Consider the following 22,733-nt stretch of genomic DNA (forward strand, 5'->3'; position numbering starts at 1 on the left):
CCTAGAAGCTTTGATGGCATCAATCCCTCTACGCGGGTGCCAAAAGCAGCAACAACGGGCAGTGCAATCAATTAATTCTACGCTACTGCTTGCGGGCGTGTCGTGGAGGTGTGGGGGCTGCGTGCTTTGCTGGCTGTTTCCCCGTTGCTTTGGCGGGGCGCTTCGGCGCAATCACCGCGGTGGCCAGCCCTCGGGTGGCGCGCCCGGTGCGTCGAATAGCTGCATAGGCGTGGAATTTGCGCGGGCGGCGGATCTTGCGGGCCACCCACTCGCCAAAGACCACACCGGCAGCCAAACCGCAGGCAGTGGCCAATGCCACAGCCATGTTGCTAAAGCCGAGCAAGGTCTGATCGTTCAGCGCCGCATACATCGCCCGGTACATGGGCAAACCTGGCAGCATCCACGCGATACCCGAAAGGGCGGTAATCAGCGGCGGGACGAGGAAGCGGCGAGCCAAGAGCCCACCAGCTAGGCCGATGGCGGCGGCCGAAAGCGAAAGCCCGAACACGGGGCTGATGCCTAAAGGCATGAGCACGAAGTAGAAGATCAAGGCACCGGTGCCGCCAGTGAGCACCGACACCAGCACCGAAGACACCTCGGCAAAGCAGGCCACGGCGAAAGCACCGGCGGCCACGGCCGCGGCGATCACGCGCACCGTGAAGTCCACATAGCTGGTTTCCACCGCGGCTTCGAGCGGGGGAAGGGAGATGCCAACGACTTCGGCAAAGCGGATACCTGCGCCCACGCCGCCGATAATGGCGCCGGTGAGCAGGATCGTTTCGAAAAACCTGGCACTGGCGGTCACGGGGGCGCCGGTGATGCCGTCTTGGATGGATTGCACCAATGAGAGGTTGGCCAGCATCACCACGATCACGCCGGCTACCACGTGGCTGGGGGTGAAGTCGATGCCCAGGTAAGAGGTAAGAGCGAAGACCACGGCGGTCGGTGCCGTCGCCACGAATCCGCCCATGGCGTTTTGGAAGAACACCGGCAGGCGGCGTTTGCCCAGCAGAATCGAACCGGCGACCACCACAACCACCAGGAAGAAGCTCAGCACCGCCGCCAAGAGGTTGCCGCCAAGCATCACCGACACCGCGGCACCGAGCGTGCCCCAGCCCAGCAGGGAAGTGCCACGACCATAGGAGGCTGGCCTTGAGGTGATATCGCTGAGGATCTTTTCGGCCACATCGGGTGGCGTTGCACCAGCCTGGATCGAGCGGATGAGGCGGTCTACCTCAATGAGTTTGGAAAAGTCGGTGGTCATGGAACGCACCACGCGCAGGACCGTCACCGGCTGCTTGTGGGTTGTGCCGATCACGCTGAACACGGTGATGGTGTTGAGCGTGATATCGACGTGCGCGGAGTACAGGCCATAGGCAGAGGTGATCGCGTGGATTTGCGCCTTGGTGTCGTGATTTGAGGTGCCGGAAGAAAGCAGAATCTCTCCCACTCGCGCTGCCAGCTCCATCACCGCGGAGACCTGCACTGGGTCGGTGAGGTCAATCGGTGCCAGTGGTGAAGGCGGGGGTGCGGCTTTGACGGCATCGATCGTGGCGATGCGTCCGCTTCGGTTTGACAGTGCCCGAAGCTTATCGGCAAAAGACACCTGCGCTGCTCCTTTCGCTTTTCGACGTCTCCCTGTGGCACACACTTTCGGCCTGGGTGACCCCTCGTGTTGTCAATTTATATGGTGTATCCGGTACTGTGTTGATTCGTGCCGAGCACTGGCACGTGCTGGAGTGGCGCAATCGGTAGCGCAACGGTCTTGTAAACCGTAGGTTGCGAGTTCAAGTCTCGTCTCCAGCTCATTTCTTGGTCTGCACCCCAAACCGTACTTGTGCGCGTCGGGTGCGGATCATTTTCTTTGCCAACTGCTTGTAGGTGGCCATCGTCGGTGGGCGACGAAGCTGACGGGCCACCCACTCACCAAAGACCGTGCCCGCGGCCAGCATGGTGCAGGTAGCAATGGCGTACACCAGGCCACTAAAGCCGGCGAGCAATTGCTCCTGCATAAGCCCATACAGCCCGCGATATACCGACAAACCAGGCAGCAGCGGGGTGGCACCGGCAATGGCAATCACCAGCGGCGGGATTTGGAAGCGGCGGGCCAAAAGACCACCGCTGAGGCCAATCACGAAGGTGGTGCCGAAGGTGGCCGCCATGCCGTCAATGCCGACTGGAACCAGTACAAAGTAATAGACCAGCGAACCCCAAAGGGCGGTGAGCCCAGCGATGATCGCGGTATTCCAATTGGCGTAGCAGGCTCGTGAGAACCCGATGGTGGCGATGGTGCCGCCGAGGGTGCGCACGGTATTAGAGGCGAAGTTTGGAACCGGCACCGTCTCCATTGGTGGAAGCTGCAGGCCAAGCACCGAGGTAATGGCGATGCCCATACCCACACCGGCGACCACTCCGGCGGTAATGGTCATGGTGTCGAATAGCCTGGCAAGGGCCGTAATGGGCGCAGAGGTCACCCCGTTTTGGAAGGCCTGAAGCAGGGTCAAACCAGCCAACATCACCACGATTGACGTGGAAATCACGATGGAGGGCTTGAGCGATAAATCGTAGAGAAGACCCGCGTGATAGGCGTAGGTGGCCACAATCGCCGCGAGCACGCCACCGGCGGCGTTTTGATAAAACAGCGGCAAACCGTGCTTGCCTAAAAAGCCCGAAAGCCACATGATCACCGCAGCGACGATGGTGGAGATGATCTGCACGGGAATATCGCCACCGATGAGCATGGACACGCCAAGACTCATGGTGGCCCAGGAGGCGATGATGGACCATTCGCCACGAGATTCCCTGGAGTTCTCAATCGCATCGAGGCGCGCTGTGGCATCCACCAACGCGGCGCGGCCGGTGTGGATATCGCGGATGAGGCGGTCTACCAGGGCGAGCTTGCGAAAGTTTTGAGCCTCCGGCTTGATAATGTGCACCACCTGCACGCCCTGCTGGCCGCCTACAGAAGTAAAAAGGCGAATGCGCTTGTGTGTGGCATCGGTGTGGCAGTTCCACACACCAAAGGCCTCGGCGATCGAGCGCACTTGCTCCTCGGCATCGGAGTTGGGGGTGCCTGCGGTAATGAGCAAAGCCCCGATGCGCGCAGAGACTTCGAGAGCTGCAGTGATTTCCGCGCGGTCTGCCAGGTCCACAGGCGCCAGCGGTGCCAGTGGGGGAGCCGCCGCCACGTCGATGGTGGCGTTGTTCGGCGACTGCTGCTGGCGCTTGCGCAGCGTTGCCAAATGATCGAGCCGAAAGATCTTCACCATGGTTTCTCTGAGCCTACTGCACCGCCGATTTTTTCCCACCTCAGGTGTATTCATCCCCTCCGGACGCGTAAGCCCTGGGAGATCAAATATTGCAAAGTGCTTACTTTTTGCGGAAACTTGGTGGCATATCAAAAGAAAGGGATATCAATGGCAAAAACCTTTGCACATCAGATCGTCGAAACGCTAGAACGGCTCGGGGTGAAACGCATCTATGGCCTCGTCGGCGATAGCTTGAACCCTGTCGTTGATGCAGTACGCACATCCAATATCGAATGGGTGCACGTGCGCAACGAAGAAGCAGCAGCCTTCGCCGCCGAGGCAGACTCACTCACCACCGGCGAGCTCGCCGTGTGCGCTGCCTCCTGCGGCCCGGGCAACACCCACCTGATCCAGGGTCTTTATGATGCCCACCGCAATGGTGCCAAGGTGCTTGCGCTGGCAAGCCACATTCCCTCCCGCCAGATCGGTTCGCACTTTTTCCAAGAAACCCACCCGCAGCGCATCTTCCAGGAGTGCTCCGGTTATTGCGAGATGGTGAATTCCGCCGAACAGGGCGAAGTAATCCTTCACCACGCCATCCAGTCCACCATGGCAGGCAATGGCGTATCGGTGCTGGTGATCCCCGGTGATATCACCATGCAAGACGCATCGGATCTTGGCTTTGCCAAGTCTGCTATCTCCAGCGGCAGGCCCGTGGTGTACCCGGATCCCGCTGAGGCAAGTGCCTTGGTGCAGGCCATTAACGAGGCAAAGACCGTGACCCTGTTCTGCGGTGCTGGCTGTAAGGATGCCCGCGAGCAGGTCTTAGCGCTGGCAGAAAAGATTAAGGCGCCGGTCGGCCACGCCCTCGGCGGCAAGATGTATATCCAGTACGACAACCCCTTCGACGTGGGTATGTCGGGCTTGCTCGGCTACGGCGCCTGCCACGATGCATCCAATGACGCCGATCTGTTGATCCTGCTGGGCACGGACTTCCCCTATAACGACTTCCTTCCCACCAAGAACGTGGCGCAGGTGGATATTAATGGCCGCAATATTGGTCGCCGCACCCGCATTAGCTACCCCGTGGTGGGCGATGTTGCTGCCACTATCGAAAATATCCTTCCCCACGTGGAGGAAAAGACCGATAGGAAGTTCCTGGACAAAATGCTCAAGGAACACCACAAGAAGCTTTCCGACGTCGTGGAGGCCTACACCCACAACGTGGAAAAGCACACCCCGATCCACCCGGAGTTTGTTGCCAATATCATCGACGAAATTGCTGATGAAGACGCCATCTTCTCCGTCGATACCGGCATGTGCAATGTGTGGTCGGCCCGCTATGTCACCCCGAATGGGCGCCGCGAAATGATTGGCTCCTTCCGCCACGGCACCATGGCCAATGCGCTGCCGATGGCGATGGGTGCATCTGCCGCAGACCGCAAGCGCCAGGTGGTGTCCTTCTCCGGCGATGGTGGCTTGGGCATGCTCATGGGCGAGCTGCTGACGGTGAAGCTGCACGAGCTGCCCGTCAAGATCTGCGTGTTCAATAACTCCTCGCTTGGCATGGTCAAGCTGGAGATGATGGTGGAAGGTCTGCCGGAATTCGGCACCGACCACGAGGAAGTGGATTACGCCGCTATTGCCAAGGCCGTCGGTATTCCGCACGTGAAGATCACCGACCCCGCCAAGGCGCGTGAACAACTCACCCAGGCATTCGCCATGGAAGGCCCGGTGCTCATCGATATGGTCACCGACCCCAACGCCTTGTCCATCCCGCCGAATATCACCATCGAGCAGATGCTGGGCTTTTCTAAGTCCGCGGTGAAAACCGTCCTTGATGGCGGCGTAGGCCACATGTTGGATCTGGCTGCCTCCAACCTGCGCAACATCCCTAAGCCTTAAACGCTTTCCGGGAAAAGAACAGCGGAGCTTGTGCAACAGCACAAGCTCCGCCTTCTTTCTAGGCGCTGCCTATTCCACCTCGGTGAACTTTCGATCCCATGCGGAACGAACCGGGTTGGCGTCGGCAAGCAAAATATCGAAGCGATCATTGGCAATCTCAATGATCTCTGAAAGCACCGTGCGACGCTCCTGCGCATCGGAGTTGGCTAGACGCCTCACACCTGCATCCAACACGGTGTCGATCGAGTCATTGGTGCCAAGATAGGCCACAAAGGGCAACCCAAAGCGATCGCGATAAGCGGCGGAAAGGTCGAGCAATTGGGCGGTTTGTACGTCGTCAAGCTCCTCTAAGTTCAAGGAACCTCGCGCGGCGCTTGTCTCGGTGGTTAAAAGCTCCGCCATGTCGGGATAATCCCTGATCAGGGCTTCCTGCTGCTCGGGGCTGCCGGTGAGGACGGCTACCTGGATGGCCTCGCGCAATTCATTGATATTGCTAAAGGGGCGCGCCTCCCATGCATCGTGCAGTGACCAGGTTTCGTTATTAAACAGCGGCGCCAGGGTGGCCTCGAACTCCTTTTGATCCATCTGGTTGAGCTCATCCAAGGACACGCCACCTTCCTGATTCCTGGCCACATCGCTACCGCTTTGGCGGCCAACGTGGAAGAAGAGCAGGTTGAGGATGATCGCAGTGATCGCACCGATGGACATGCCCGAAGAAACAAAGGTGCGGGTCCACTCAGGCAAGGATTCGGCCACCTCTGGCTTGAAGGTGATCAGCATGGCCAAGCCCAAAGCGGTGGTGACGATGACGGCGTTGCGATTATCGCTTAAGTCCGTCTTGGCAATGGTCTGCAAACCAACCCAGGCAACATTGGCAAAAAGTGCTAAGGAGGCCGCACCGAGCACCGGGTGGGGGATTGAGGCGACAATCGCGCCGGCCTTGGGCAGCAAGCCAAGCAGGATCATAAAACCAGCGGCCGAGGCGGCAACCCAACGCGACTTCACCCCGGTGATGCGCACCAAACCGACGTTTTGGGCAAAGCAGGTATAGGGGAAGGAGTTCATCACACCGCCGAGGAAGGTGGACACACCATCGGCGCGAAGGGCGCGCTGAATATCATCGCGGCGGATACGCTTCTTCACAATCTCACCGGTGGCAAAGACATCGCCGGTGGTTTCCACCATGGTGATGATCATGACCACGATCATGGAGAAAATCGCGCCGATATTAAATTCTGGGGTACCGAAGTAGAAGGGCGTAGTAATCCCCAGCGGATCTGCCTCAGCCACAGCATCGAGGTTGGCATCGCCCAAAGCCAAGGCCACCAAAGTGCCGGCCACCAGGCCGATGAGGATAGACAGCGTGCCTAAAAAGCCCTTGAAAAAGCGCTGCACCAGCACGATCAGCGCGAGCGTGCCAAAGCCATAGGCCAGATCGCGGCCTGCGGGGTTATCGGCGTAATTGACAAAGTCATTGGCAGAAACGGCCAGCAGCGAGGTGCCCATCACCAGCAGCACCGTGCCGGTGACAACCGGCGGGAAGAACTTGAGAAAGCGCGCGAAGATGGGGGTGGCAAAGAAGGTGAAAAGGCCAGCGGCGATCACGGCGCCGTAGACCGTGGGCAGTGATTCCACACCGCCCTGGCCATCGGAAACGCTGAGCCCGATGGCGATGATGGGCGCAACGGCGGTGGTGGTCACGCCTTGGATGATGGGCAGGCGCACGCCGACGTGCTTGCCAATGCCGACCGATTGGATCAAGGTGGCCAAACCACAAGTGAGCAGGTCGGCATTAATGAGGTGGATGGTGGTGGCGGTATCGAGGTTGAGCGAACCCGCGATCAGCAGCGGCACGATCACCGCACCGGCATAGAAGGCGAGCACATGTTGTAATCCGAGCGCTGCCAGTTTTGGTGGCGAGGGGACGGCGTCTACGGGGTGGGTCAGGGCAGTCAAAACGATGCTCCGGATACTAGGAGGGAGGATGACCGCTTTAGCTTATTACTTCCAATGCAGCGAGTGCCCCCGCGGTGAGGCAAGGCCGGTGGCTATTCGTGATCGAAGGCGGTGCCTTTGGGGTTATCGCGCAATAGCCAGCCAGTCAGTGCTGCACCCAGCAGGGAGCACACGGCGGCGAAAGCCAGCAACCACTCAAATGCGTGATTAAAGGCGCCGCTATCCACGGCCTGGGCAAAGGAGGCATCTTGGCCACTGGTGGCCGTGTAGAGCGCTGCCAGGAGGGTGCCAAACACGGCCACGGAGATCAGTGCGCCGAATTCATAGGAGACTTCCTCAATGGCCGAGGCCATGCCGGAGCGCGCCCGAGGTGCTGAGCCGATGATCGCCGTGGAGGCAACGGACATGGCAAAACCGGCACCAACGCCGGCGATGAGCATGCCGATGATAAAGACACTGAATGTGTCGGTGCTAGTGCCCAGGTAGCACACCCAAAAGCCCACGGCCATGATACCCAGCCCGCCGCCGATCAGGGGCAAGAAGCCAACGCGGTGTAGGAAGATGCCGCCAATGAGCGAGGTGGGGAAGGCCGCCAGGGCGGCAACGGCGGTGAGGAGTCCTGCCTGTAGTGGGGAGAAGCCCTCGGTGAGTTGGAAGCGCTGGGTGGTTACAAGCATCACGCCGGATTGGGTGAACATGGCAAATAAGGCGGTGAGCACGCCTGCGCTAAACAGGCGATTGCGGAAGATATCAAAGGCGATCAGCGGTTGGGTTTGGCGCCTTCCGCGCACCCAAAAGGCCACAGAACCGATGACCGTGAGCAGCAGTGCTAACCAGATGGAGCTTGGGTGTGCGATCTCTTTGATGAGCAAGACCAGGCCCGTCATGGCCAGCATCGCGTACATCGAGGAAAGCAGATCCCAGGGCTGGGTGGGGTGCTTGATATTTGCTGGGGCGAAGATGAAGGTGGCAAAGAGCGCAAGCAGCGCGATGGGGATATTGATTAAGAACACTGATCCCCAGTAGAAGTGTTCGAGGAGGAATCCGCCTAAGACCGGGCCTGCGGCCGCGCCGATGGTGGCCACCGAACCCCATATGGCGATGGCGAGGTTGCGTTCTCGCACGTCTTGGAAGGTCAGGCGCAGCAGCGCCAGGGTTGCCGGCATCATTACCGCCGCACCAACGCCGAGGAGGGCGCGGGAGGCGATCAAGACGCCCACGTTGGGCGCGAGTGCTGCGATAGCAGAAGCGAGGGCAAAAAGCACCAGGCCGATTTCGAACATTCGGCGGTGCCCGATGCGATCCCCCAAGGTGCCGGTGCCAAGCAGAAGCCCGGAGATGACCAAGGAGTATGCGTTAAGAACCCACAGACCTTCGAGCTCGCTCATGTGCAGTTGGGAGCGAAGTGCCGGAAGCGCGGTAAACAGGATCGAGTTATCGGCGCTGATCATGAGCAGGCCGAAGGAGATGACCGCGAGGAAAAGCCAACGGTTGGAGGTCTGGGAAGTCACGGGTGGCAACCTTACCCAATGCAGCCGGGCGAGATTGCATCTCAGCTTTTGCGCTGGCTCACAGCTAACACACAGCAAGGTGGTCTTTACTGGAATTGACTATTGCGAATTCGAATCCTTCAAAAGGAAGTAGCTATGAGCGACAATGCCACCCGTGTCTTAGTTGTGGATGATGAACCGAACATCGTTGAACTGCTCAATGTCTCGTTGAAATTCCAGGGCTTCGAGGTAGCTACGGCCACTTCCGGCGACGAGGCATTGGAGGTGGCCCGCCAATTCCAGCCCGATGCCTTCATCTTGGACGTCATGATGCCCGGCATGGACGGCTTTGAGCTTCTGCCAAAGCTTCGCGCAGAAGGCATGGACGGCCCGGTGCTGTACCTCACGGCAAAAGATGCGCTTGAACACCGCATTCACGGCTTAACCATCGGCGCTGATGATTATGTAACCAAGCCGTTTTCCCTCGAAGAAGTGATTACTCGCCTGCGGGTGATTCTGCGCCGCGGCAATCACAGCGAGGAGCCCCAAAACGACGCCACGCTCAGCTACGCAGACCTCACCCTCAACGACGACACCCACGAGGTAACCAAGGCCGGCAAGGTGGTCGAGCTTTCGCCCACCGAGTTCAACTTGCTGCGCTATTTAATGATCAATGCCGAGGTGGTGCTGAGTAAGGCCAAGATCTTGGACAATGTGTGGCACTACGATTTCGGCGGCGATGGCAACGTGGTGGAAAGTTACATTTCCTATCTTCGCCGCAAGGTCGATACCAGTGACACGCCCTTGATCCACACGGTGCGTGGTGTTGGCTATGTCCTGCGTAAGCCACGGAAATCTTAAAGCATGAGCGTTGCTAATCCCTATGCTTCCGCGGTGGTGGATCCACCGGCGAAGAAGCGCCGCAAAGGTTCCGGCCAAGCCCCCAAACAAGCGGGGCTCAAAGCAGTGCCGCTGCGCCTGGGCCTGACCATCATCATCGTGGTGGTGTCGGGCTTAGGGCTTGCCGCAAGTTCGGTGGCCGTGAACCGCACGATGGTGGAGTTGGTCTATTCGCGTATTGATGCCGATCTTGAGCGTGGTCTTGGCGGCTGGGCTTCTCAGGATTCGCTCTTCCAAGATTCCACCTCTGTGGCAGCCCGCCCGCCCACTGATTTTTATGCGGTGAAGTTCTTCCCCGATGGCACCGCGCTGGAATTTAATGAACACGACACCGCGCCCAACTTGGATCTTGTTGAGCCAGGTCGCGGCCCTCAGACCGTGGAATCCAAGGGCGATTCCGATGTGCACTGGCGGGTGATGGCTCAAACCGATAATGGTGTCACCACCGTGGTGGCGAAGGATATTGCCCAAGAGTCGATGATTTTGCAGCGCCTTGCCATCGGCCAGGTGGTCATTGGCATGTCGGTGCTGCTGATTACCGCGTTATTTGCCTTCTTCCTGGTTCACCGTGCGCTGCGTCCTTTGCGCGAGGTAGAAGCCACGGCAAAGGCGATTGCCTCGGGTGATTTTGATCGCCGCGTGCCAGAAGGTGGGGAGAACACCGAGGTTGGCGAGCTTTCCCATTCGCTCAACGTGATGCTGGAGCGCCTCCAGGGCTCCATTATCGAGCTGCAGAATAAAGAAGAGCAGATGCGCCGCTTTGTAGGCGATGCATCCCACGAGCTTCGCACCCCTTTGACCAGCGTGAAAGGCTATGCGGAGCTCTATCGTTCGGGTGCCACCGATGATGCAAAGCTGGTGCTTGAACGCATCGAGGCCGAGGCAAGCCGCATGAGCGTATTGGTGGAGGACCTCTTGGCCCTCACCCGCGCCGAGGGCTCGCGCTTTGAAGAGGCCGACGTGGATATTCTCGAGCTTTCCCTTTCCGTGGCATCTTCTCTGCGCGCTGCCTATCCGGGCCGTTGCATTGATGTGCGCAGTGAATGCGAGGCCATCCCGGTGGTTCGCGGCGATGCTGCTCGCCTGCACCAGGTGCTGACCAACCTCACCGTCAATGCCATCAAGCACGGTGGAGAAGAGGCCAAGGTGGCCATCAAGCTTTTCGACGCCACGCCCGGGTGGGTCACCATCGAAGTGGCAGACGATGGCGTCGGTTTAAGCGAGGAAGACGCCGCCCACATCTTCGAGCGTTTCTACCGTGCCGATACCTCAAGGGCTCGCGCTACCGGCGGCAGTGGCCTTGGGCTGGCCATCACCAAAACCCTGGTGGAATCCCACAAGGGCAGCATCGGTGTACAAAGCCAGCTCGGTGAGGGCACAGTATTTCGCATCGACTTGCCCAAAGACCCAAAGCGCATGCCCCCGAAGGCCTAAGCCACCAGCGCTAGTGAATAAGGGCTAAGGCCTCAAGGATCGGCACCGTTTGGCGCGGCAACTCCTCGTGGCGCACCCCATCTAACTCGATTGTGTGCCCAAGCTTGCTCGAAGCTGCCGGCACAATGCGGTCTGCAGTGGAGTAGATGGAGATAAGCTGCACGCCCTCCGGAGCTGCGGCGGGCAGTTGCTGGGTGATATCCACAAACACCTGGCCTGCAACAAAACGCACCAAGGGGCTGAGCATGGGCCGGCTGAGCCTATTAAAGGGCAGGGTTCGTGGCACGCCCTTAAAGGCAGCGCCAAGCCCAATAAGCCCACGCACCATCGTGGGGTGCTGCTGGGCAAGCCTTAAGCCCAATAAGCCTCCGGCTGAGTGCCCGACGATATCGACCTGCTGGATGCCCTGGGCCTGGAGCTTGGCCATATAGCTGTTGAGCTGGCCTAAGGAGGTATCCAAAGAGTCGGTGCCATGGGAGCCATAGCGCGGAGCAAAAAATGCCCTGCCGCGGTTGGCTAAGGCGCGCGCCGGGAACTCGAAGTTGCCGGGCGAACCAAGCGTGCCGTGTAAGAAGAGCACGGGCACTTGATCGCGCTGCAGCGGCGGTGAGGCTGGGAGGATGCCCATGGCAGGCACCCATTTCAGCAGTGCCATTAAGCTTCGAGTGCCTCGCGGATGCGCTGGGCTGCATCGTCCATGAGCGCTGGGTCTGTTTCGTTCATGCCCATGGCTTGGGAGAAGTCATAGTCGCCCATCTGGGAGGTGGGGAAGACGTGGATGTGGGTGTGGGGCACATCGAAACCGGCGATAATAAAGCCCGCACGTGGGGCGTCGAAAGCCTTGATAATTGCCTGCCCGATTTCCTGGGCCACCTGGCTGAGGCGAGTCCAAAGCTGCGGATCAAGATCGGTCCAGCGATCCACTTCTTGTACGGGCACCACGAGGACGTGGCCATAAGCGAGGGGTTCGATGGTAAGAAAGGCCACCACGTCTTCGCTGCGGTAGACGAATCGGCCCGGGAGTTCACCTGCGATGATCTTGCTAAATACGCTCATGTCTACCCAGGGTAGCCGGGATGTACTGTGCAGGGGCACCCGCGCGGGCAGCCTAGATACACTTGAGCCCATGCGCATTCTTCTGATTGGTTCTGGAGCGCGCGAGCATGCGCTTGCGCTTGGTATGAGCAAGGACCCGCAGGTAACGGAGCTTCACGCAGCACCAGGTAATCCTGGTATTGCCCAGGTAGCCACGTGCCACGCGGATGCCGGCCCGGTAGATGATGCCGAGGCCATGGTGAACCTTGCCAAGAAGGTCGATGCAGAGCTGGTGGTGATTGGCCCAGAGATCCCACTGGTAGCCGGCGTTGCCGATGCCCTGCGCGAGGCCGAGTTTGCCGTGTTTGGCCCGAGCAAAGCGGCCGCACAGATCGAAGGTTCTAAGGCCTTTGCCAAAGACGTGATGGCCGCTGCGGGGGTGCGCACTGCCCATGCAGAAAGCATCCAGCCCGGTGCCGATGAGGCCAGCTTGGACGAGGCATTGGGCCGTTTCGGGCCGAACTATGTGGTTAAAGACGATGGCCTTGCCGGCGGCAAGGGCGTGGTGGTCACCCGCGATCTGGAGCAGGCCAAGGACCATGCCCGCGCCGTGTTAGCTGCCGGCAATCCGGTTTTGCTGGAAAGCTTCCTCGACGGCCCCGAGGTTTCGCTGTTTTGCCTTGTCGACGGCTCCACTGTGGTGCCACTGTTGCCCGCCCAAGACCACAAGCGCGCCTTTGATCAAGACGAAGGCCCCAATACCGGCGGCATGGGTGCCTATGCGCCATTGCCGTGGTTGCCTGAAGATGCCACCCAGCGCATCGTGGATGAGGTCTGCGTGCCGGTTGCCAAAGAGATGGTTCGCCGCGGCACTCCTTATTCGGGTTTGCTCTACGCCGGTTTGGCCTGGGGCGAGGAAGGCCCGGCTGTGGTGGAATTCAACTGCCGCTTTGGCGACCCAGAAACCCAAGCCGTGCTCGCACTTTTGAATACCCCACTTGCGGGGGTGCTTTCGGCCGTTGCGCAGGGCCAATTGGCCACATTGCCACCGCTTGATTGGCAGCCAGGCTATGCGCTGACGGTGGTGCTGGCCGCCGATGGCTACCCGGCCTCACCAAAGACCGGCGCAGAGATCCGCGGCGCCGAAGGCGATCATGTGCTGCACGCCGGTACCGCTCTAGCAGGTGAAAAGCTTGTTTCGGCAGGCGGCCGCGTACTGAATGTGATTGGCGTGGGTGAGGATCTCGCGACCGCACGAGCCAAGGCCTATGAGGCCTTGGACGGCATTGAGCTTGAGGGATCGTTTTTCCGCAGCGATATTGCGCTGAAAGCAGAGCGCGGAGAGATCCGAATCTAAGTTCCTTATTAATTGTCGGGCCAAAACCTCGGGAGTAAGCTAACGGCTCGTGCATAAGACCCCAGCCCGACTAGTGGCCAGTAGCTTTGGCAGCCTCATTATCGTTGGCTGCCTCTTGCTGCTGCTGCCGGTGTCCCGAACCGGCGATGGCGGTGCGGATTTTGTTACCGCGCTGTTTACCGCCACCTCAGCCGTGTGCCTTACCGGCCTGATTGTGGTGGACACGGCCACGTATTGGACGCATTTTGGTCAGCTCGTCATCCTAATCCTGATCCAGCTCGGCGGTTTGGGCATCATGACGCTTACCACCTTCGTAAGCTGGGTGCTTGCCGGAAGGATCGGCGTGCGCAGCCGCCTGCACGCGGCTGCAGAAGGACGCGGCCGCCAGTTGGGCGAGGTCAAAGGGCTGCTGCTTGCCACCGTCTCTTTTACCTTCGTCGTGGAAACAGTGCTGGGTATTATCCTCACCCTGCGTTTTCACTCCTATGGCTACGACTGGCCAGCAAGCCTGTGGGAAGGCACCTTCCACTCCATTTCTGCCTTTAATAACGCCGGCTTCTCGCTGAAAAGCGATAACCTGGTGCAGTTCGTAGGCGACTGGATCATCATTTTGCCCATCGCCTTTGCCATCATCATCGGTGGTTTGGGCTTCCCGCTGCTGCTTGAGTTCTATCGTCGCTGGCGGGCACGGAGGCGTCGACAAGCACCTCCGCGCTTTTCCATCTCCGGCATCTTCGTCATGGTCGGCACCGTCACCCTGCTTACTGTGGGTTTTATCGGCACCGCCATCATCGAGTGGAACGGTGTGTTCAGCCACCTCGACACTCCCACGAAGATTCTTTCCGCCTTCTTCCACTCCGTGAGCTCTCGTACCGCAGGGTTTAACTCCGTGGACGTCGGCGCGATGCACCCCAACTCCTTGTTGCTCACCGATATCTTGATGTTCATCGGCGGTGGTACCGGTGGTACCGCAGGTGGCATGAAGATCACCACCATGGCAGTGATCCTCGCGGTGATGGTGGCAGAGGTTCGCGGTGACGAGCACGTCTTGGTGCACAAGCGCCGCATCCCCAACCGCTCGGTGCGACAGGCCATCGCCGTGACCGTGATGGCTGGCCTGCTGGTGGTGAGCGCCATCATGCTGATCATGCTGGTTGCCCCACAATTCGACCCCCAGCGCGTAACATTTGAAGTGGTGAGTGCCTTTGGCACGGTGGGTCTTTCCACCGGCATTACAGGCGATTTGCCCAAGGTTGCGCAATTGATCATCGTGGTGCTGATGTTCGCCGGCCGTATCGGTCCGGTGTCCTTGGTATCCGCTCTTGCAAGCCGCGATAGTAAACGTTTGTACTGTTATCCTGACGAAAGGCCTCTCATTGGCTAAGCATCATAATCACGCTCCCGTCGTTATCCTTGGCCTCGGCCGTTTCGGCATGGCCTTAGGCGAAGAGCTGGTCAATACCGGCGTGGAAGTCCTCGGCATCGATAGCAATGAGACGGTGGTAGACAAGGCATCCCAGGTGCTCACCTTCGCCGCTACCGCTGATACCACCAATGTGGAGGCCCTGCGCCAGCTCTCTGTAGATGAGGCCTCCCGCGTCGTGGTTGGCATCGGTACCGACATGGGTGCTTCGCTGCTCACTGCCTCCACGGTGGTGGACCTGAAGGTGCCAAGCATTTGGGCCAAGGCCGTGAATAATGCCCACGCCAAGATCTTGCGCCAAATTGGTGTGCACCACGTGATTCGCCCCGAGCAAGACACTGGACGACGTATTGCGCACCTGATGAATGGCCGCGTGCAGGAATATGCGGAGTTCGATCGCGACTACGCCATTGAAAAAGTGGCGCCGCCCGTGTCCTATCTGGGCAAGAAGGTATCGGATATCAAGGGCGTGCAGATCATCGCCGTGCGCCGCGCCGGTGGCCGCTTTGGGCCTTCCGATGGCGACATCGTATTGAAGGCCGGCGACTTGGTGCTCGCTGCCGGGCACCCGGATGAGCTGGAGCGCTTCGGCACGACGGACTAAAACGATCGCACTCACGCCTTTGAGATGAGGTGTTGCCCAGGAGGTTGATCAACCTCCTGGGCTTTTTGTGTGTTTTAGAGGTTTTGCAAGATGGTGCTGCTTAAACGCTTGCGGTTGGCATCATCTAAGGCGGAACCGGTGGCGTAGAGATACCCCCAGGCGCCATCGGCGCTCATGCGTGCCACCAGGCAGAGGAGTTCTTCTTTGCTGAGCTCGCCAATGGGGGTTTGATCCTCGGGGAACCATCGCAGATACACCTGCATCCAGGGCTCAAGCCACTCGGGTTCTTGGGATGCCTCGATAAGAAAGCGTTTTTCGCCCACGCTTGGTGCGCTAAGCGCTGCTTCTACATAGCCCTGGGTGCGTTCGCGCAGCGTTGCTTCTTCCAGGGCAGTTCCGGTGGCTTCTTTGAGAGCCTGCTCGAAGTGTGCTGCCAATTGTTGGTGCACGCCGGTAATCAGTGCGTGCTTGGTGGGGAAGTGGTAAAGCAGGCCACGTTTGGTCACCCCTGCTCTTTGGGCGACGGTATCGAGGCTGAGTGCTCCCATTCCGCCTTCTTCTACTACTTCCAGTGCTGCCTGAATTAGGCCATTACGTGCGTTTTTTCTTGCCATGTTGCCTCCGATCAAAAGTAACTATACCATTTGGTGTACTACACCAGTTGGTGAAGTAAACGGCGAACCTGCCGGCCAGGCTGCGCAGAAGACGCCGTCTCGCACACCAAGGGCTTAAAAAACACAACGCACCACAACCTAAGAAAGGAAGGGCGCATCATGGCGCAGGCAACAACACCCAAAGCCAACAAGAAATCATGGATCGGGCTTGCAGTACTCGTGCTTCCCATGCTCCTTATTGCCATCGACGGCATGGTCTTAGTCTTCGCACTGCCAGAGATCACCCAAGACCTCCAACCCACAGGCACGCAGCAACTCTGGATCCTGGATATCTACTCGCTCATGCTGGCCGGGTTGCTTATCACCATGGCATCCCTCGGAGATCGCTTCGGGCGCAAGCGAGTCTTGCTCATCGGCGCGGGGCTGTTTTCCATCGCATCCATCATCGGCGGGCTCTCGCCTAATCCCGAAACACTGATCTTTGCCCGAGCACTGTTGGGTGTGGCCGGATCGATGATGATGCCGGGCACCCTATCGCTGATCCGCAACATGTTCCTCGACCGCGATCAACGCCGCATCGCCATGGCCGTATGGGCCGCCATGGGCGCACTGGGAGCTGCCGCAGGACCCATCGTGGGTGGCTGGATTATCGAGTACTTCAGTTGGCACGCTGCCTTCTTTATGAACCTGCCCGTCATGATCCTGCTGCTCATCCTCGCGCCCACCTTGGTGCCAGAAAGCAAAAACCCCACCCCAGGGCGCGTGGATGTGTTGAGCATTATCTTGTCGCTCGGCGGCATGATCTCTTTGGTCTATGGCGTAAAAACGCTGGCTAATGATGAAGACACCGCAGTAGCGCTGCTCACCGTGGCAGCAGGCGCACTCCTGCTGGGCGTGTTCGTGGCGCGCCAACTTCGCCTGGCCGAGCCGATGATTAATGTGCGGCTGTTTAAAAACAAGGCGTTTAGCGGCGCAGTACTTACCAACCTGCTGTCTGTATTTGCCATGGTGGGTGCACTTTTTGCTCTCACCCAATACCTGCAGTTGGTCGCCGGGCTGAGCATTATCAAGGCCGCACTATGGCTACTACCCCAAGCATTCGTATCTGCCATCGCAGGCTTTATCGCCTCGGCGCTGGTAAAGAAGGTGCCCACCGCTGCGATCGTGGCAAGCGGCATGCTCATTACCGCTGGTGGCTTTGCCATGCTCATGGCGTTAACGCCCACCACGCATCCCTGGTTCGTGTCTGTGGCACTGTGCCTGGTGGGTCTGGGTTCAGGCATCGGGCTCACGCTCACCAACGATCTGATCATGAGCTCGGTGCGCCCCGAGGAATCGGGCCAAGCATCGGCTATTAGCAACTCCGGCTATGAGCTCGGCACCTCCTTCGGCATTGCCATCTTGGGCTCGCTGCTGCTGAGCTTCTACCGCAGCGGCGTGGAAGGCGCACTGCCGGTTGGCCTTCCTGTGCAGGTAGTAGAAGGGGCAGAAGAAACACTGGCCACAGCCTTAGTCTTTGCCCAAGAATTGCCAGGAGAGCTCGGCGCTCAGTTAGCGGCAGCGGCAACTGATGCCTTTACTCATGCCCTTGCCGCCACCGGCGGGGTAGCCATGGGCATCATGGTTGGGTTGGCTGTTTTTGCCACCGTGATGCTGCGCGGAGTATCTGCCCAAGAAGACATCGCAGAAGATCCACAGCCAGCACTTGAGCCTGCGAGCTAAAACAATCAACAACCCACAAGGGGGGGCACTGGCAACAATGCCAGGCGCCCCTTTTGTGGTTTTGCGGGCCTAGTTCACCTCGGTAGACCAGGTATGCACGGGCTTGCCGGTTTGCTGCTGGGCGATGTAGGCCTTGAGCATGCGGGCGATGGCCTCCCGGCGAAGCGGCGTATCGGGACCATCGAGCAGATCGCTGGCGGAGGCCGGCTGCCCATCTTGGCTCTCGCGGTTGTGAGACAAGACAGCGGCGGTGGCGTTTTCAAGTGCCATGAGCTGCCAAGTTGCGCCGTTTTGGTGGGTTATGGCACGCCCTTCGATGATGCTCAGGTTTTCGTCGATAAGCTTTGGATCCACCTCAAGCTGCTTCAAGCCCTGCTCGGCATAATCCAGAAGGTGCTCGGTGACGAGCTCGGATACGGGAATGCGACCAAGGGTAGGCCACTCAAGGTGGGCGTAGAGGCCATCGCGGGCGCCGGCGAAGAAGTTGCTGGTGGCGTCCTGGTAAGAAAGGCGCGACCACACGGGGCGGGTTTGGCCAACCAGGAACTTCACCATGCCGTAGTAGAAGGCGGCGTCGGCGACGATATCTGCCACGCTCGGGCCTGCAGGCAGCAGGCGGTTTTCCACGCGAATGTGAGAAAGCTCGGTGTTTGGATCGTAAATCGGGCGATTCCAACGCCAGATGGTGCCGTTTTGCAGGTTCAAGTAGTGCAGGCCGGGCTTGCCATCGGTGATGATCGGGGTGCCGGCCTCCACGCGGTCTTCGGGCAGGAGTGGGGAGAAGTAGCGAACGTTTTCCTCGAAGAGGTCGAAGGCGCTGGTAATCCAGCGCTCGCCAAACCACACGCGCGGGCGCACACCCTGGGTGATCAGTTCGGGCGTGCGGGTATCGATGGATTGCTCGAATACGGGAATGCGTGACTCGTGCCAAAGCTTATGGCCTGCGAACAGGGGAGAGTTGGCACTCAAGGCCGTCTGCACACCGGCGATGGCCTGCGAGGCATTCCACGCCGCGGCGAAGCGGTCGGGAGCTACCTGCAGGTGAAGCTGGATAGAGGTGCAGGTGGATTCGGGCGCAACATCTTCAAAGTCCTCGTGATAGCGCTCCTGGCGCTCCACATCGATGCGCACCAGCTCGCCGCGCGATTCCAACACGGAATTGGAAAGCGCCTTGTAGCGATTCTCGGGCGTCATCCAATCCGGGCTGTGCAGGAAATCGGTGGTGATACTGGGCAGGGTGCCGATCATGGCCACCTTAGCGCCGGCCTTGTGTGCCGCATCGCGCACCACGTCGAGGCGCTGCGCGAGGCCATCGTGGAGTTCGCGCAGGCCATCGCCGGCAATGGACAGCGGCGGGTGATTGAGCTCTACGTTGTAGGCGCCGATCTCGGACTGGTATTCATCGGCGTGCTCTTCGGGCAGCGCATCAAGCACATCGGCATTGCACAGCTTAGGCTGCATATCCTCGTCCACGAGGTTGAGTTCGAGCTCCAGGCCGATGGTGCCGTGGTTGATGAATTCAGCCTCTTGCAGATGCCTATCAAACACCTCCAGATCATCCATCAAACGCTGGCGGTAGCGCGTGCGTTGGCGGGGCGTATAAGACTCGGTGCTGACTGCATCTCCCATGGGAACACAGTATATGCACATTTTGGCATGATTTCTTGCTAGCTTTTCGACGCTCCCGCGTTTCGGATTTTTTTGTGGGGTTGAGGGGAGGGGTGGGGTTGGGAGCTATTGCTCGGCTGTGTTGGCTGAAAGCCTGAGAAAACGTGATGAACTCCCGGGCGGAGGTGAGGACGCAGCATCGCCCGCAGGTTTCGCATCTTCAGTAGAACTTGGCGCCGCCATTCGGGACGTGAGGAAGAAGTACATGCTGACTCAAAAACAACTTGCCGAATGAATCGGAACTTTCGACCGCACCCTCCGGGATATTGAGAAGGGCAGCACGAGCCTCAGCGTCTGGGCGGTGCAGACGGCGCTGGATGTGCTGGGGGTCCCGTTGCTTGCCGAAACTGAATTATGGTAAGGCAAACCTAATTTAATCATGGTACGGTAAACCTGATTTATTCGGAGAAATAAGAATTGAGGGGTATCCCATGATCAAGAGTCGGAAGTTAACTACACGGTCGCTGATGGCCTGCGTTGTACTGGGAGGCGCATCAGCGGTTTTCGTGTGGATTTCGGTCATGCTGAACGGGGTTCTAGCAGGCAGCGTTCCCTGGCTGGCTTACGTAGCTCCGTTACCATACTTCTGGGGAGTTATCGCAGCGGTTTTGCTCATCAGGCGGCCCGGTGTTGCTACATTGACGGGCATCGTGGCGGCAATTATCGGGTTCGGAGGGGTGATGGCTCTGCTAGCGGCGCTTCTCATTGAACTCGTCGCCTTCGTCGGCAAGGGGTTGCTGGATGGTACTGGTCCCTTGTTTGGGCGCTCGGCACTCATCTGGGCTGTATGCGCCGGCTTCGTCGGAGGCCTGTCACAGGGCATGGGCATTTTCATGGTAAGCGCAGCTCGAGACGCTCTGCCGTGGAATCTGATCCTATTGGGAGTAATCGTGAAAATCCTCATCGGTGGGGTCTATGGCTTCCTCACATTCCTGGTGGCGCGTGTGATTTACCGTTCTGGAGTGAATCCCCAAGGCTTGCCTGCCCGTGTGTAGTGACATCCTTCAATCGATGAGCGGACAATCGATGAACGGGCAGGGCCTCGAAGTATCTGGTCTATCACTGGGCTATGAACCAGATATCCCGGTTCTCTCATCACTGTCGTTTTCTCTGCCGCCGGGGTCCTACACGGTTGTGGCGGGATGCTCGGGCAGCGGAAAAACGTCGTTGGCCTACGCGCTGACGGGGTTGTTGACCTCCAGTGCGCATGGCTGGCAAGAAGGGGACATCCTTGTCAACGGAGTGAATCTCAACTCTATGCTTCCCGGTCAGTGGGCTCGCAAAGTCTCTTGTGTCTGGCAGCATCCGGATGCGCAAATGTGTGCAGATGAGTTGCTGATGGAGCCAGCGCTTCCTAGGGATTACCAGTCCCTCTCGGCCAATGAGACTGACGCTTACTGCAGAGAAATCCTCTCCTGGGTGGGACTATCACACCTTTCTGAAGTTACTGACCCACTGGTTCTTTCCGGGGGCGAGCAGCAGCGCTTGGCTTTGGCCGCCGCTATCGCGCAGGGGGCTCCTGTCATCATTCTCGATGAAGCCGCGGCAGCTTTGGATGCTGGTGCGCGGCAGCAATTCCACGACGCTGTGAAGCGCGTGTGCTCGCGGACAGCCGTGACCGTGCTCGCTATCGATCATCGTCCAGAGTTCCACCGGGGGCTGGCGCAGCGCATGATAGTGCTCGATCAGATGGGTCGCATCGCCTTCGACGGTGACTTTGAGGAAGGTTTGACCACGCCGAGGATTCTTCGCCGGCACGGCGTGCGCACGGAGGATGGACCTGGCCGCGAAGCACCGCCTGCCGTTGTCAGTGCCAGCTCCACCGCCAGCGCTGCACGGCTAGAGAGTGGCTCGGAGACACAGTCTGGTGCTGTGACATTGACGGATGTTTCGTACCGCCTAGATTCCGGACAACAGACGCTTTTGCCCGTAAACGTGCGGGTTGAGCCGGGAGATCTGGTGGCCATCACTGGGCCGAATGGCAGTGGCAAAAGCACACTCCTGTCTTGCATAGCGGGCCTCCTTCAAGGTTCGGGGAGGATTGAACCACCCCTGCCTGAACGGATCAATAGTGGCATGCAGTGGGTGATGCAGCGGGGCGAGAACTTGTATGAGCACGGCAGTGTTGAAGCCGAGCTCGTCAGCGCAGCAACCCGCGGCTCGTCCATGCGTCTTGACCAGCTCGATGAGGCGAATCGAACTCACATCACGCAGACTCTCACGGACCTCGGGCTTTCTGATGTGCTGGACAAACACCCCATGCACCTATCCGGTGGATTTCGGCAACGCCTCAATCTGGCACGAGCCCTGGTGTCGCAGCCGGAGCTTCTGCTGATCGATGAACCAACCAGTGCGCAAGATGCCCAAGGTGTTGAAAGAATTATCCGATCACTTCGAAGCCGCCGGGCAAACATGGCGTGCCTGGTGGTGACCCATGATGAACAGCTTCTGCGGGCTCTGCAACCCACGCAGACGATTAAGCTCACGCGACCGCCTGCGGAACCGTGCGAGCATGAAGCAGACCACACCGGTGCCCCTGCACCTTCTTCAGAGAGGAATGTGCTGCGCAGCGCGCGTCAGGAATCTGCTGGAAAGCTTGGCTTTTTGCATCCAGCCACAGCGCTAGCCTGTGTGGCAGCGGTATGGATAGCGGCGGTGAGGAGGACGAACCTGCATGAGCTATCACTCCTGGCTACGGTGCTGCTGCTGATGGCGGTGATCTTTGCCGTATCGACGAAGAGTCTTCCTAAGCTATTCCTGGGGTTGGGGGTAGTGTGCGGGATTGGTGCGCTGACATGGCTGGGATTTTTACCCTGGGTGGATACGGCGGGTTCTGCGCCGTGGTTCAGCGCAGAGAGAGCCACTAAGGCGTTTCTCCCGGCTGCCCAAATCTCAACCCTTGTTCTGGCTTATGTGGCTTTCGCCAGTATGGTCAATGCGAAACAACTTGTGGACTCATTACTGGCCGCGGTGCCCATTCCTTACCGCTTCCTGGATGTTGCGATTTATGGCTCGAGGTTTGCTGCCCGCATCAAGCGTGATCTGCGTTTTGCCAGACACCAACGGTGGCTGGCCACGCGGCGCAGGCGCCCGGGCTTCCACCCCTTGAAAACGATGGCCATGCTGGTTAGTGCTTCCCTGCGCGATAGCGAACAATTGGCAGATGCCTTAGATACGAAGGGTTTTGGGGCCAGCAGCACACGGACGATTAGGCACGCCAGAAAACTCAAAGTTCGGGATTGGTTGTTTGCAGCGGTCTTTCTGGTGTTCCTCTGTGCGCTGCCGTACGTCGCGAACGTCGTGTGGCATTAGGCCGCCCAATCCGTTCAGCCTCACTATGCCCCCCCCCGCATTACCCACCACCGAACTACCGCGCC

At 59.1% G+C, this 22,733-nt stretch carries 17 protein-coding genes and 1 tRNA gene; 10 read left to right on the top strand and 8 right to left on the bottom strand.

All coding sequences use genetic code 11. The annotated features are described in order from the left end of the window. Nucleotides 1-82 precede the first annotated feature (82 nt). Nucleotides 83-1,606, bottom strand: coding sequence for a threonine/serine exporter ThrE (gene thrE / locus IEU99_RS09300; RefSeq protein WP_128889229.1), 1,524 nt, complete (start codon nucleotides 1,604-1,606; stop codon nucleotides 83-85). 127 nt (nucleotides 1,607-1,733) lie between these two features. Between thrE and IEU99_RS09305 the strand changes: the two genes are divergently transcribed. Next, nucleotides 1,734-1,806, top strand: a tRNA-Thr gene (locus IEU99_RS09305). Here the strand turns inward: IEU99_RS09305 and IEU99_RS09310 are convergent. Further along, nucleotides 1,806-3,269, bottom strand: a complete 1,464-nt coding sequence (locus tag IEU99_RS09310; protein WP_128889230.1) for a threonine/serine exporter family protein — start codon at nucleotides 3,267-3,269, stop codon at nucleotides 1,806-1,808. The genes IEU99_RS09305 and IEU99_RS09310 overlap by 1 nt on opposite strands. A 147-nt stretch (nucleotides 3,270-3,416) precedes the next feature. Between IEU99_RS09310 and IEU99_RS09315 the strand changes: the two genes are divergently transcribed. Beyond that, the gene (locus tag IEU99_RS09315) at nucleotides 3,417-5,153 is read left to right on the top strand and encodes a pyruvate dehydrogenase (RefSeq protein WP_128889231.1); all 1,737 of its coding nucleotides are present in this window, start codon (nucleotides 3,417-3,419) and stop codon (nucleotides 5,151-5,153) included. A gap of 69 nt (nucleotides 5,154-5,222) precedes the next feature. Here IEU99_RS09315 and IEU99_RS09320 read toward each other — a convergent pair whose 3' ends face one another. After that, complete coding sequence (locus IEU99_RS09320) at nucleotides 5,223-7,109, bottom strand: solute carrier family 23 protein (protein WP_128889232.1); 1,887 nt, start codon at nucleotides 7,107-7,109, stop codon at nucleotides 5,223-5,225. 92 nt (nucleotides 7,110-7,201) lie between these two features. Next, the gene (locus IEU99_RS09325) at nucleotides 7,202-8,620 is read right to left on the bottom strand and encodes an MFS transporter (protein ID WP_268234367.1); all 1,419 of its coding nucleotides are present in this window, start codon (nucleotides 8,618-8,620) and stop codon (nucleotides 7,202-7,204) included. Between the two features lie 135 nt (nucleotides 8,621-8,755). On the opposite strand from IEU99_RS09325, the gene IEU99_RS09330 reads away from it, so the two are divergent. Beyond that, the gene (locus IEU99_RS09330) at nucleotides 8,756-9,460 is read left to right on the top strand and encodes a response regulator transcription factor (protein ID WP_128889233.1); all 705 of its coding nucleotides are present in this window, start codon (nucleotides 8,756-8,758) and stop codon (nucleotides 9,458-9,460) included. 3 nt (nucleotides 9,461-9,463) lie between these two features. Further along, nucleotides 9,464-10,933: a sensor histidine kinase gene (locus IEU99_RS09335; protein ID WP_128889234.1), complete on the top strand. Its 1,470-nt coding sequence runs from the start codon at nucleotides 9,464-9,466 to the stop codon at nucleotides 10,931-10,933. A 10-nt stretch (nucleotides 10,934-10,943) separates the two neighbouring features. Here the strand turns inward: IEU99_RS09335 and IEU99_RS09340 are convergent, their stop codons facing one another. Both IEU99_RS09340 and IEU99_RS09345 read right to left on the bottom strand, forming a co-directional pair. Beyond that, a complete protein-coding gene (locus IEU99_RS09340; RefSeq protein WP_128889235.1) occupies nucleotides 10,944-11,588 on the bottom strand; it encodes a lipase family alpha/beta hydrolase in 645 nt (214 codons plus the stop codon). Beyond that, entirely contained in the window at nucleotides 11,588-11,989 is a 402-nt protein-coding gene (locus IEU99_RS09345; protein ID WP_128889236.1) for an HIT family protein, read from the bottom strand. The genes IEU99_RS09340 and IEU99_RS09345 overlap by 1 nt, the downstream gene beginning before the upstream one ends. 70 nt (nucleotides 11,990-12,059) lie before the next feature. On the opposite strand from IEU99_RS09345, the gene purD reads away from it, so the two are divergent. The 3 genes from purD to IEU99_RS09360 are packed head-to-tail and all read left to right on the top strand — an operon-like array spanning nucleotide 12,060 to nucleotide 15,352. Next, on the top strand, nucleotides 12,060-13,325 hold the full coding sequence (gene purD, locus IEU99_RS09350) for a phosphoribosylamine--glycine ligase (RefSeq protein WP_128889237.1): 1,266 nt from the start codon (nucleotides 12,060-12,062) through the stop codon (nucleotides 13,323-13,325). A gap of 49 nt (nucleotides 13,326-13,374) precedes the next feature. Next, nucleotides 13,375-14,709 carry a TrkH family potassium uptake protein gene (locus tag IEU99_RS09355; RefSeq protein WP_128889238.1) on the top strand — a complete coding sequence of 445 codons (1,335 nt, stop codon included), beginning with the start codon at nucleotides 13,375-13,377 and terminating at the stop codon, nucleotides 14,707-14,709. After that, on the top strand, nucleotides 14,702-15,352 hold the full coding sequence (locus IEU99_RS09360) for a potassium channel family protein (RefSeq protein WP_268234368.1): 651 nt from the start codon (nucleotides 14,702-14,704) through the stop codon (nucleotides 15,350-15,352). Before IEU99_RS09355 ends, IEU99_RS09360 begins: the two co-directional genes overlap by 8 nt. A gap of 74 nt (nucleotides 15,353-15,426) precedes the next feature. Here IEU99_RS09360 and IEU99_RS09365 read toward each other — a convergent pair whose 3' ends face one another. After that, a complete protein-coding gene (locus IEU99_RS09365) occupies nucleotides 15,427-15,966 on the bottom strand; it encodes a TetR/AcrR family transcriptional regulator (protein WP_128889239.1) in 540 nt (179 codons plus the stop codon). A gap of 159 nt (nucleotides 15,967-16,125) precedes the next feature. On the opposite strand from IEU99_RS09365, the gene IEU99_RS09370 reads away from it, so the two are divergent. Then, on the top strand, nucleotides 16,126-17,688 hold the full coding sequence (locus tag IEU99_RS09370) for an MFS transporter (protein WP_128889240.1): 1,563 nt from the start codon (nucleotides 16,126-16,128) through the stop codon (nucleotides 17,686-17,688). 69 nt (nucleotides 17,689-17,757) lie between these two features. Here the strand turns inward: IEU99_RS09370 and IEU99_RS09375 are convergent, their stop codons facing one another. Continuing rightward, on the bottom strand, nucleotides 17,758-19,317 hold the full coding sequence (locus IEU99_RS09375; protein WP_128889241.1) for a glutamate-cysteine ligase family protein: 1,560 nt from the start codon (nucleotides 19,315-19,317) through the stop codon (nucleotides 17,758-17,760). 719 nt (nucleotides 19,318-20,036) lie between these two features. On the opposite strand from IEU99_RS09375, the gene IEU99_RS09380 reads away from it, so the two are divergent. After that, a complete protein-coding gene (locus IEU99_RS09380) occupies nucleotides 20,037-20,351 on the top strand; it encodes a hypothetical protein (RefSeq protein ID WP_128889242.1) in 315 nt (104 codons plus the stop codon). Beyond that, a complete protein-coding gene (locus tag IEU99_RS09385) occupies nucleotides 20,344-22,668 on the top strand; it encodes an ATP-binding cassette domain-containing protein (protein WP_128889243.1) in 2,325 nt (774 codons plus the stop codon). The genes IEU99_RS09380 and IEU99_RS09385 overlap by 8 nt, the downstream gene beginning before the upstream one ends. Nucleotides 22,669-22,733: the final 65 nt, after the last annotated feature.

Origin of the sequence: Corynebacterium pelargi (assembly GCF_014635485.1) — a bacterium.
GTDB lineage: Bacteria > Actinomycetota > Actinomycetes > Mycobacteriales > Mycobacteriaceae > Corynebacterium > Corynebacterium pelargi.

Bases quoted from the DNA above. Each gene is read 5' to 3' on its own strand.
- IEU99_RS09310 (WP_128889230.1), bottom strand. From the start codon at position 3,269: ATGGTGAAGATCTTTCGGCTCGATCATTTGGCAACGCTGCGCAAGCGC.
- IEU99_RS09315 (WP_128889231.1), top strand. From the start codon at position 3,417: ATGGCAAAAACCTTTGCACATCAGATCGTCGAAACGCTAGAACGGCTC.
- IEU99_RS09330 (WP_128889233.1), top strand. From the start codon at position 8,756: ATGAGCGACAATGCCACCCGTGTCTTAGTTGTGGATGATGAACCGAAC.
- IEU99_RS09335 (WP_128889234.1), top strand. From the start codon at position 9,464: ATGAGCGTTGCTAATCCCTATGCTTCCGCGGTGGTGGATCCACCGGCG.
- IEU99_RS09340 (WP_128889235.1), bottom strand. From the start codon at position 11,588: ATGGCACTGCTGAAATGGGTGCCTGCCATGGGCATCCTCCCAGCCTCA.
- IEU99_RS09345 (WP_128889236.1), bottom strand. From the start codon at position 11,989: ATGAGCGTATTTAGCAAGATCATCGCAGGTGAACTCCCGGGCCGATTC.
- purD (WP_128889237.1), top strand. From the start codon at position 12,060: ATGCGCATTCTTCTGATTGGTTCTGGAGCGCGCGAGCATGCGCTTGCG.
- IEU99_RS09365 (WP_128889239.1), bottom strand. From the start codon at position 15,966: ATGGCAAGAAAAAACGCACGTAATGGCCTAATTCAGGCAGCACTGGAA.
- IEU99_RS09370 (WP_128889240.1), top strand. From the start codon at position 16,126: ATGGCGCAGGCAACAACACCCAAAGCCAACAAGAAATCATGGATCGGG.
- IEU99_RS09375 (WP_128889241.1), bottom strand. From the start codon at position 19,317: ATGGGAGATGCAGTCAGCACCGAGTCTTATACGCCCCGCCAACGCACG.
- IEU99_RS09380 (WP_128889242.1), top strand. From the start codon at position 20,037: ATGGCTCTGCTAGCGGCGCTTCTCATTGAACTCGTCGCCTTCGTCGGC.